The 10563-nt window shown below is 69.7% G+C and carries 7 protein-coding genes, 1 tRNA gene and 1 pseudogene; 6 read left to right on the forward strand and 3 right to left on the reverse strand.

Translation table 11 applies throughout. From position 1 onward, the window contains the following. Positions 1–55 precede the first annotated feature (55 nt). Complete coding sequence (locus AC08OX_RS10015; RefSeq protein WP_476607558.1) at positions 56–1453, reverse strand: C40 family peptidase; 1398 nt, start codon at positions 1451–1453, stop codon at positions 56–58. A gap of 264 nt (positions 1454–1717) precedes the next feature. Here AC08OX_RS10015 and AC08OX_RS10020 point away from each other — a divergent pair, with 264 nt between their 5' ends. The 5 genes and pseudogenes from AC08OX_RS10020 (at position 1718) to AC08OX_RS10040 (ending at position 7455) form a co-directional block, all read left to right on the forward strand. Beyond that, positions 1718–3007 (forward strand): ammonium transporter, encoded by a 1290-nt coding sequence (locus AC08OX_RS10020; RefSeq protein ID WP_476607559.1) that lies wholly within the window; start codon positions 1718–1720, stop codon positions 3005–3007. Beyond that, complete coding sequence (locus tag AC08OX_RS10025) at positions 3004–3345, forward strand: P-II family nitrogen regulator (RefSeq protein ID WP_011434886.1); 342 nt, start codon at positions 3004–3006, stop codon at positions 3343–3345. Before AC08OX_RS10020 ends, AC08OX_RS10025 begins: the two co-directional genes overlap by 4 nt. 275 nt (positions 3346–3620) lie before the next feature. Further along, positions 3621–5990, forward strand: a complete 2370-nt coding sequence (locus tag AC08OX_RS10030) for a [protein-PII] uridylyltransferase (RefSeq protein WP_476607560.1) — start codon at positions 3621–3623, stop codon at positions 5988–5990. Between the two features lie 74 nt (positions 5991–6064). Next, positions 6065–6155 (forward strand) — tRNA-Ser (locus tag AC08OX_RS10035). 234 nt (positions 6156–6389) lie between these two features. Then, a pseudogene (locus tag AC08OX_RS10040) lies at positions 6390–7455 on the forward strand (integrase core domain-containing protein). A 162-nt stretch (positions 7456–7617) separates the two neighbouring features. On the opposite strand, the gene lysS reads toward AC08OX_RS10040, so the two are convergent. Then, positions 7618–9069, reverse strand: a complete 1452-nt coding sequence (lysS, locus tag AC08OX_RS10045) for a lysine--tRNA ligase (protein ID WP_476607561.1) — start codon at positions 9067–9069, stop codon at positions 7618–7620. 280 nt (positions 9070–9349) lie between these two features. Here lysS and AC08OX_RS10050 point away from each other — a divergent pair, with 280 nt between their 5' ends. After that, positions 9350–10216, forward strand: coding sequence for a glycosyltransferase (locus tag AC08OX_RS10050; RefSeq protein ID WP_476607562.1), 867 nt, complete (start codon positions 9350–9352; stop codon positions 10214–10216). Between the two features lie 117 nt (positions 10217–10333). Here AC08OX_RS10050 and AC08OX_RS10055 read toward each other — a convergent pair whose 3' ends face one another. Further along, the gene (locus AC08OX_RS10055) at positions 10334–10459 is read right to left on the reverse strand and encodes a hypothetical protein (RefSeq protein WP_476607563.1); all 126 of its coding nucleotides are present in this window, start codon (positions 10457–10459) and stop codon (positions 10334–10336) included. Positions 10460–10563 lie beyond the last annotated feature (104 nt).

Consider the following 10563-nt stretch of genomic DNA (forward strand, 5'->3'; position numbering starts at 1 on the left):
CAAGCTGAGTCGTCGCCGTCGCCGTCCTGATCACTTCCGCCAGCGGCCGATGGTGTCACGCTCCCGGCCGCACACCCCCCCGGAAGCTCGACCACCAGATCTTCTCCACCTTGACCACCTCCCCGGTCCGCGGAGCATGGATCATCTTCCCGCCCCCGATGTAGATCCCGACATGATCAAGATCGGCATGGAAGAAGACGAGATCGCCGGGAATGAGGCCCGCACGGTTCACGCGGCGCCCCTCATTCCATTGTGATCCGGTGTAGTGGCTCAGCGACACCCCGGCCTTCCCCCAGACCCACTGCGTCAGGCCGGAGCAGTCGAAGGACTTCGGCCCCGCCGCGGCCCACACGTAGGGCTTGCCCAGCTGGGCGTATGCCTCCTGCACCGCGCGCGACGCGCCACCGCCGCCCGTCGGCGGGATGGGTGCCGGGGTAGTCGGGGCCGCTGCGAACGCCCGGCCCGCGGCTGCGACCGCGGCCGACTCCTTCCGATAACGGACCCGTTCGGCCGCGGCCTTCCTGGCCGCCGATGCCGCGGCGGCGGCCGCTGCCGCCCTGCGGGCCCGCGCGGCGGCGGCCTGGCGTTCCCTGGCCTGCCGCTCCAGCAATGCGTAGCGGGATTCGAGCCGCTGCAGCAGGCTGCGCTGCTCGGCGGCGGACGCCTCGATAGACCGCTTCCGTGCGGCGAGCCGCATGACGATCTTCCTCTTGCCCGCAAGTGCCACGTCAGCGCTCCGGCGTGCCTCGGTGAGATCCCGACGCGCGAGCCGCAGGCCGGTGTCCGCCACGCGTTGCCGGCGGGCCAGCGCATCGACCGCACCGGCCCGGTCGAGTACCTGTCGGGGATCGCCAGTCAGCAGCAACGACAGTTGCCCGAATCCCCCGGCCCGATTCGCCGACACCGCCAACCCCCGGTGTTTGTCCGAGGCCTGCCGTACAGCATCGTCAGCGCGGTCGACCCGCCCGGCCGCGGCTGCCGCGGCCCGCTCGGCCTCGGCCAGCCGAATACGTTCGGCGTTGAACACCTCAGTGGCAATCGCCGTCTGACGAGTGGATTCGTCCAGCCGTACCCGGGTACCGTTGATCTCCGCCTGCAGGCTCTGCAGGCTCTGCAGGCTCTGCAGGCTCTGCAGGCTCTCCGGGGCCGGCCCGGAGGCCGGAGTCGTCGGCGCCGCCCAGGCGGATCCGGCAAATCCCCAGACAACCGGAGGTCCGGCGACGAGAATGCCGACCAGTCCGAGAACAATGGGCGCTCCGGCTTTCGGACGCCATCCGGTCGGATCGTTCCCGGTCGGCTGGGGATCGTCGGTCGGGCCGGCGGCGGGAGTCTGCCTTGCGGCGTGTTTCGAAGTTCGCCGGCCGAACCCGGATGGCGGGACATCACGGGGACGGCGGGGCCCGGGGCGCGGTTCGCCGGCGCTATGCCAGCCCTCCGTGGGGACACTGCTCACACCGCCGGACGGTAACTCTATGCAGTTATAAAGTCACGGAATCACGCCGTGACGAGCGGAGAGTCTCCAAGCACCCACCGCCAGCCGATGAGATCGGGTCACAGGCCACCCAATTTAGCGATTTCACATGCCAGAAACAGCTAAGACACAGGTCGGGAACAGATCTTGCCGACTCTTCGGACCCGAGGATCCGGGACGAGCGCAGCGTGGCCGGGGACCGGGTGAGCGCAGTCCGCGCATCGCGCGGGGAATGACAGGAGAGACATGGACAAATTGAATTCGGGCGATACCGCGTGGATGCTCATCAGTTCCGCGATCGTGCTGTTCATGACGCCCGGACTGGCGTTCTTCTACGGTGGCATGGTCCGAGCGAAGAACGTGCTCGGAATGATCATGCAAAACTTCTTCTGCATCGGGATCGTCACGCTGATCTGGTCGGTCATCGGGTTCAGCGTCGCGTTCGGCGAGGGTAACGGCTTCTGGGGCGGATTCGACTTCTTCGCTCTCCAGGACCTCTCCGGCAGCGACGGCGCGATCCCGTACGTCGTGTTCGTCGCCTTCCAGCTGATGTTCGCGATCATCACGCCCGCCCTCATCACCGGCGCGATCGCCGATCGCATGAAGTTCAGCGCCTTCGCGATCTTCATCCCGCTCTGGTCGCTGCTGGTCTACTCGCCGATCGCACACTGGGTGTGGGCGAGCAAGGGCTGGTTGTTCGAGCGCGGCGCGATGGACTTCGCGGGCGGCACGGTCGTCCACGCCAACGCCGGTATCGCGGCGATCGTGCTGGCGCTGGTCCTCGGCAAGCGGGCCGGTTGGCCGACCGGCGACTTCCGCCCCCACAACGTCCCGTTCGTTCTCCTGGGCACCGGCATCCTGTGGGTCGGATGGTTCGGGTTCAACGCGGGTTCCGCGCTGGGCGCTAACAAGGTCGCCGGATACGCCCTGCTCAACACCCAGATCGCGACCGGCGTCGCGATCCTCGGATGGCTCGCGGTCGAGCAGCTGCGCGACGGCAAGGCGACCACCCTGGGAGCCGCGTCCGGCGCGGTCGCGGGTCTGGTGGCCATCACCCCGGCCTGTGGTTTCGTCTCTCCGATGGGTTCGATCGCCGTCGGCGGCATCGCCGGCGTCGTCTGCGCCCTGGCCACCTCGATCAAGGGCAAGGTCGGCATCGACGACTCGCTCGACGTCGGTGCGGTCCACCTGGTCGGCGGTGTGCTCGGAGCCCTGCTGACCGGCCTCTTCGCCAGCGTCGACACGAACGAGGCCGGCAAGGACGGTGTCTTCTACGGCGGCCCGTGGAGCGTCTTCGGGGAGCAGGCACTCGCCGTCGGCGCGACGCTGGGCTACTCGGCCGTCGTGACGGCGATCATCGCTCTCGCCCTGAAGTACACCATCGGTCTCCGGCTGAACGCCGACGACGAGATCGCCGGCATGGACGAGGCGTTGCACGGGGAGACGGCGTACCGCTTCACGTCCATCGGCGGTAGCGGCTCGCTGTCCACGAGCAGCATCAGCCCCGTCAAGGTGCCCGAGGAGGCCCAGGCATGACCAAGCTCGTCACCGCCGTCATCAAGCCGTTCAAGGTCGACGACGTGAAGGCGGCGCTCGAGACCCTGGGCGTGCACGGACTGACGATCTCCGAGGTCCAGGGCTACGGCCGGCAGAAGGGCCACACCGAGGTCTACCGCGGCGCCGAGTACAAGGTCGACTTCGTGCCAAAGATCAAGATCGAGGTGGTCGTCGCGGACGGGGCGGTCGACGATCTGGTCGCGGCGATCACGTCGTCGGCGCAGACCGGCAAGATCGGCGACGGCAAGATCTGGGTCGTTCCGGTCGAGTCGGTGGTACGGGTCCGTACCGGCGAGCGGGGGGCGGACGCGCTGTAGTAGTGCCGGGCGTGGCAACGCCACCGCGGTACGGCTCCATCGCACCACCCGACTCCATCCATCACTGTTACCACGCACCCCCGGCACCACGCACCCCCGGCACCACGCACCCCCGGCACCACGCACCACCCGCGACACCGCACGACCTGGTACCACCCGAGACCACAGTTGCGCTGGTGCGCGTTTCTGTGTCCTCGGCTCGGCGCTCCACTGGCCGTGATCGATCCGGACCCGAGATCGATCACGGCCAGACGGCCGAACGGAGGAGGACAGCCATGACGGACCGCCTGGAGATCCTCAAGGGCCGCTCCGAGCACCTGCCCACGGCGACCGGCCCACGGCTGCGCCGCATCCTCACCGACCTCGCCGACGATGCCCTGGTCGACCTGTTCGGCGAGGTCGGACCGGGAATCGCCCTGGTGGCCGTCGGCGGCTACGGACGCGCGGAACCCGCGTTCGGCAGCGATCTCGACCTCGTCCTCGTCCACGACGGCAAACGGAACGACATCTCCGCCGTCGCCGACGCGGTCTGGTATCCGCTGTGGGATTCGGGGATGGGCCTCGATCACAGCGTGCGCACCGTCGACGAGGCCATCATGGTAGCCGACGGTGACCTCAAGGCCGCGCTCGGCCTGCTCGACGCCCGCCACGTCGCGGGTGACGCGACGCTGGCCACGCAGCTCGCCCAGCGGGCTCGCGCCCGGTGGCGGTCCCATGCCCCGAAACGACTACCCGAGCTCGCCGAGGCCGTTGCGGAACGGGCCACCCGGCTCGGTGAGGTCGCGTTCCTGCTCGAACCCGACCTGAAGGAATCCCGCGGCGGGCTGCGTGATGTCCATGCCCTGCACGCCCTCGCGGCGGCCTGGGTCGCCGAGTCCCCCTCCGCGCGGGTGATCGCCGCCGGTCAGGTGCTGCTCGATGCCCGCGGCGAGATCCGCCGGCTGAGCCGGGGACGAGCCCACGATCGGCTCCTGCTCCAGGACTCCGAGTCGCTCGCCACCATGCTCGGCTACGCCGACGCGTTCGCGCTCGCGCACGCGGTCGCCGACGCCGGACGCGCCATCTCCTGGACCTGGGACACCACCTGGTACCGGGTCGCGGCCGGCCTGCGGTCGGTGGCGCGGTGGCGCGGTGGCAGCCGGCGGCCGGCCCGCCGCCCCCTCGGCGAAGGGGTGGTCGACCAGGACGGCGAGGTCCAGCTCGCCCGGGACGTCGATCCGGCGAAGGACCCGGTCCTGGTGCTGCGGGCCGCCGCCGCGGCCGCACGAAGCGGGCTCCCGTTGGGCCGCTACGCCGTCGACCGGCTGGCCCGGGAGGCCCCACCGATGCCCGACCCCTGGCCTGACGCCGCCCGTGACGCGCTGGTCGCGCTGCTGGCCACCGGCGACGCGGCCGTGGGGGTACTGGAATCCCTCGACCAGGTGGGGCTGCTCGTCCGGCTCATCCCGGAGTGGGCGGCGGTGCGCAGCAGACCGCAACGCAATCCCTACCACCGCTATACCGTCGACCGACATCTGCTGGAGGCCGCGGCGCGGGCCGCCGCGCACACCCGCGAGGTGGACCGGCCGGATCTGTTGCTGCTCGGCGCCCTCCTGCACGATATCGGTAAGGGCTTCCCCGGCGACCACACCGAGGCGGGCATCGTGCAGATCGAACGGATCGGCCCGCGGCTGGGCCTGCCGCCCGAGGACGTCGACGTGCTTGTCGCCATGGTCCGCCACCACCTGCTTCTCGGCGAGGCCGCGACCAGGCGGGACATCGACGATCCCGGGACAATCGCGAGCGTCGCCGCGTCCGCCGGCAGCGTGCGGATCCTCACCCTGCTGCACCGACTGACCGAGGCCGACTCCCGGGCCACCGGTCCGACCGCGTGGAACGCCTGGAAGGCGCGGCTGATCGGTGACCTCGTCGAGCGGGCCCGGGCAGTCCTCGGCGGCGAGCGGGTCCCGTGTCCCCCGAGCCTCGACGATCGGCAGCGTGGCCTGCTCGCGCTGCCCGACGAGCACGTCGTCCAGGTCAATCCGCTGCCGGACGAGGGCATGTTCGAGATCGTGGTGGTCAACGCCGACCACGTCGGGCTGCTGGCGATCATCGCTGGTGTCCTCGCGCTGAACCGGTTGGACATCCGGCGGGCCTCGGCCCGGAGGAACGGCGGTCGGGCGCTGCTGCAGGCCGCCGTGGCGGCGCCGCACGAACGAGTACCGGAACCGGCGCGGCTGCTCGCCGACCTGCTCGCCGACCTGCGGGCCGCGCTCGCCGGCACCCTCGACGTCGCCGGTCGGCTCGCCGTCCGGGAACGCGACTACGCCGGGGCCAGGCGGTGGACCACGCCCGGCGCACCTCAGGTGATCTTCGATGACGACCTGGGATCGATGACCGTGATCGAGGTGCGCGCCCCAGACCAGGCCGGCGTGCTGTACCGGATCGTACGGGCGCTGTCCGGGTTGCGACTCGATGTCGCCACCGCCATCGTCGCGACCCTCGGACTAGACGTGGTGGACGCCTTCTACGTGCGGGAGGCCGATGGTGGTCCGCTGGCGGACGGCGGACGGCGCCGTGAGATCGCGGACGCGATCCTCGCGGCCCTGGGACCGATGGAACCCATAGACCGCGCGGAACCGGCCGGCCGGACCACACAGACGTGATCCAGCCCGCCGGGATCCGCTCGGACCGAGCGTCAGCACCGTCGTGGGAGACGCTATGATGAGCAGGCACGTTGGGAGGCTTCGCCTAGTCCGGTCTATGGCGCCGCACTGCTAATGCGGTTGGGGGCATACACCCCCTCCGGGGTTCAAATCCCCGAGCCTCCGCCCTTCGCGGTCGGGCCCGTCCGTTGTGGACGGGCCTCTGACCAGGAACAATGCTTTCGGCGTCCGAAATCTCCGAGCTGACGCCATCGCCGGTGCGGACGTCGCGTCGTGCGCGGAATTGCTGCGGCCACCGTCTCCGCCGCCTGCTGTCCCGCCGTGTGGGGTGCCAGGAGTCGGCTTGGGCCCGTGAGCTGGGGTTATGCGACAGCGTGGTGGTCGGCATGATGGTCAGCTGTGTCTGTACGCCTGGCCTATCTGATCTTCGTGCGGGTATGTGGCTGGCTGGTGCTGCTCGGTCGTTCGTCGGCGTCGAAGGACATCGAGCTGCTGGTGTTGCGGCATGAGGTCGCGGTGCTACGCCCTACCCAGCCGAGGCCGCGGTGGGACTGGGCGGATCGGGCGGTGCTCGCCGCACTGATCAGGCTTCTCCCCAAGGCGCTGGGAACGCACGGCTGGTCACCCCGGGCACCGTTCTGCGGTGGCACCGGCGTCTGGTCACACGGAAAGGGACCCACCCGCAGCGGACCGGACGGCCACCGATCAGCTCGGAGATCGCCGCGCTGATCAAGCGGCTCGCGACCGAGAACACGACATGGGGCTACCAGCGGATCCAGGGCGAGCTCCTCAAACTCGACCACCGGATGAGCGCCTCCACGATCCGCCGGATCTTGAAGACCCTCGGGCTGCCACCGGCTCCGCAACGGCAGACCGACACGACGTGGCGGCAGTTCCTGTGTACGCGGGCCTCGACAATGCTGGCGGTGGACTTCCTCCACGTGGACTGCGCGCTGACGCTGCGGCGTCTGTACTGCTTCTTCGCCATCGAGGTCGGCTCCCGCTCCGTCCACATCCTCGGGGTCACCGCCCACCCCGACGGACCGTGGAGCACCCAACAAGCCCGGAACCTCCTCCTGGACCTCGGTGACCGGGCGGCCGACTTCCGGTTCCTGGTCCGTGACCGCGCCGGACAGTTCACCTCGTCGTTCGACGCGGTCCTCGCCGACGCCGGCATCACCACCGTCACGATCCCACCCCGGACCCCGCGGGCGAACGCCCACGCAGAACGGTTTGTCCGAACCGTCCGGACCGAGGTCACCGACCGGATGCCGATATTCGGGGAGCGGCACCTGCGCGTTGTCCTGGCTGAGTACGCACGGCGCTACAACGGACGACGCCCCACCGCGGCCGCGACCTTCAACCACCACGGCCCGACCACCCCGTCGCGGACCTGAGCCAGGAACGGATCAAACGCCAGCCCGTCCTCGGCGGCCTGATCAACGAATACGAACGAGCCGCCTAAAAGACCAGGCCAACGCCGGTGGCCGAGTTCTCGCACCCCACACGCGGGCCTTCACCCCCGGCCTGAAGGCCGGAGCACTGGCCCGCACTCTGGTAGCAAGGAGTGGGAGGGCTCTGTAGCGGTCGGCGGCGACGTGTTCGAGAGTTTCTTTAGGGGCCTCCGTCACAGGTCATCTTCAACGGGGGCTGTCTGGTCTTTGTGGGCGCCGCGCATGGTGGGGAAGAGGACGACGTCGCGGAGGGTCGGGGCGCCGGTGAGCAGGGCAACGAACCGGTCGATGCCGAGCCCGAGGCCGGACATCGGGGGCATCCCGTATTCCATGGCCTCGATGAAGTCCTCTTCGAGCATCATGGTCTCGTCATCGCCGGCCTCCCGCAGCACGGCCTGTTCCTCAAGCCGCTGCCGCTGCTCGGCGGGGTCGACGAGTTCGGAGTAAGCCTTGACGATCTCCACGCCGTTCACCACGACCTGGAACATGTCAAGCGCGGTGGGGTCGGTGTCGCTGCGCCGGGCCAGCGGGATCAGTTCCACCGGGTGGTGCACGAGGAAGCACGGCTGGACGAGATCGGGTCGGACCGTCTTCTTGTAGAGCAGGTCTACCAGGCCGGCGTAGGACGGGGAGGTCCCGACGTCCAAGCCGAGCTCGGCCACCCGGGCACGCAGAGTGGGAAGATCGCGGACGACGGTGAGGTCGATGCCGGTGCGCCGCTCCACCTCGGCCCGGTAGTCGATCTCCGGCCAGTCTGCGCCGAAGTCGAGCTTGACACCCCCGTAGGTAACCGCCCGGGTGCCGAGGACGTCGTCGAGGACCGTGAGGATCAGTTCGCGGACGAAGGCCATGTTGTCGCGGTAGTCCCAGTAGGCGGCGTACCACTCCAGCATCGTGAACTCCTGGAGGTGCGAGGAGTCCATGCCTTCGTTGCGGAAGTTGCGGCCAAGTTCGTAGACGCGGTCGTAGGCGCCGACGACGATCCGCTTGAGATAGGTCTCGGGGGAGATCCGCAGGTAGAAGTCCTCACCGAGAGCGTTGTGCCTGGTGATGAACGGGCGGGCCGCGGCACCGGACGCTGCCTCTTGCAGCATCGGGGTTTCGACTTCGAGGAAGTCGTTGTCGTCAAGGAAACGGCGAATCCGCCTGATGATGTTCGCTCTGGTCTGGAAGCGTTCCCGGGACTCGGCGTTGACAAGCAGGTCGAGGTAGCGGCGGCGGTAACGAGCCTCGACGTTGGACAGGCCCTGCCACTTGTCCGGAAGGGCACGCACGGTCCGGTTCAGCACCGTCATCTCGGAGATGGCGACGGTCCGTTCGCCGCGGCGGGTGGTGTAGAGGCTGCCGGCGATCCCGACGAAGTCGCCGATCTTCACGGCCCGGGAGCATTCCTTGACGACCTCGGCGCCCAGATCGGTCTTGGACAGGGAAACCTGCACCCGGCCGCTACGGTCCTGGAGATGCCCGAAGATCAGCCCGCCCATACGGCGCCACAGGACCACGCGGCCGGCGAGACGGACAGCCGTCCCGTCGGGAGCGGCTGCGGCATCGGCCGCGACCGCGTCGGTCCGGTAGCCGGACCGCGGCCCCGCCACCTCGGTTACCCCGGACTCCTCGATCGACATCAACACACCCTCTTGCCGCAGAAAGCACCAGCTAGCCACGAGGGTGGCGTTTCGTGAACGCTCCCGGGCGGGCCAGATGACGGATCGCCATCCTGCAGATGACTACTCCAGAGATGACTGCCCCAGCCTACCGACCCTCAGCGAACCGCAGCCAGCGTAGCCCATCCCGACAGTAGTCGATCATGGCTTCCGCCAGATGCCGGTCCCAACGCCGGGCTAGTCGAATGGGTCGCCGGCCGCTGGCGCGGCGGCGCGTCCGTCCATGTCGTGCGCGGCGCACGTGCGGTTGCTGCGCCGGGTACGCCCCGGCGTCCTGCACGTCAACCGGTGTGTGCCGTGGGCGTGCGCGCCGATGCTGGCCGCCGGCCTGACGGCCGGAGTGGCCGGTTGCGATCTGCGGGTCGTCGCCGTCGATCAGCTTCCGCTGCGGACGACTGACCTGCCGCTGCTCCTGCGGACCAGGGCGCTGTCGCGGCGGGCGGACGCCCGGGTCGCCGTGGGAGCCGGCAGCGCGCGACGGGTGGAGGACTTCTACGTCCTGGGACGCGGTTCGGTGCGCAGCATCCCGAATGCTGCCCCCGGCCTCGGCGCCCCGCCACGACGGCCGGCCGGCCGGCCCGGCCCGATGGTGGTGGGTAGCCTCGGCCGGCTCGATCGGATGAAGGGCTATGACGTGCTCATCGCAGCTTTGGCCACGATGGACGGGGCGAACGTGGTTGTCGTCGGCGACGGGGCCGAGCGCCGCCAGCTGATCGAACTCGCGGCGGCCAGCGGGGTGGCCGACCGGTTCGCCCTTACCGGCTGGTCCGACGCGGCGCGCGACGCCCTGGCCGGCTTCGACGTCTTCTGCCTGCCGTCCAGGACGGAGGGCTTTCCGCTGGCGATCGTCGAGGCGATGCTACCCGGGCTGCCGGTGGTGGCGACACCGGTCGGCGGCGTCTCCGAAGCAGTGATCGACGGCGAGACCGGGCTGCTCGTGCCCGCCGGCGACCCGGCCGCCCTGGCCGCTGCGCTGTGCCGGCTGCGGGATGATCCGGTCCTGCGCCACCAGCTGGGGAAACGGGCACGCCAAGCGGCCGTGAGCACCTTCACTGACCGCCAGATGGCCCGCGCCTACCTCACGCTCTGGGAACGGTGCCGCTCGTAGCCGCGGGCCTCTCGCCTGCGGCCCGAACCGCCGCGCCCATGACCTTGAACTGACCGTGCATCTGCGGAGCATGTCGGCGAGACGCTCGCCAGCACAGGCCTGGGCGGGTTCGAGTTCTCACCATGCCGGCAGCCTCGCGCTTTCCAGCAGGCCCGAGAACTTGTCCTGGCAGCCGACCGCCAGACACCTGCGCCGGACCGCGGGCTCGGCACCGTAGGCTCCGTTCAGGATGGCAGTACGCACCGTGCCGGGCTGCAAGCGCCGCCCGGACGACACACATCATGGCCGCGTTCCTGCGGGAGCACGCCGGCTGGGTGAGCACGGTGTTGCTGCCGGCTTACACGCCC

The sequence above is a fragment of the Frankia sp. CoBUL1 genome, assembly GCF_978021245.1.

What these genes read in the sequence shown, in the direction of transcription:
- AC08OX_RS10030 (WP_476607560.1), top strand. Translation starts at nt 3,621, where the DNA reads ATGACGGACCGCCTGGAGATCCTCAAGGGCCGCTCCGAGCACCTGCCC.
- lysS (WP_476607561.1), bottom strand. Translation starts at nt 9,069, where the DNA reads ATGTCGATCGAGGAGTCCGGGGTAACCGAGGTGGCGGGGCCGCGGTCC.
- AC08OX_RS10025 (WP_011434886.1), top strand. Translation starts at nt 3,004, where the DNA reads ATGACCAAGCTCGTCACCGCCGTCATCAAGCCGTTCAAGGTCGACGAC.
- AC08OX_RS10020 (WP_476607559.1), top strand. Translation starts at nt 1,718, where the DNA reads ATGGACAAATTGAATTCGGGCGATACCGCGTGGATGCTCATCAGTTCC.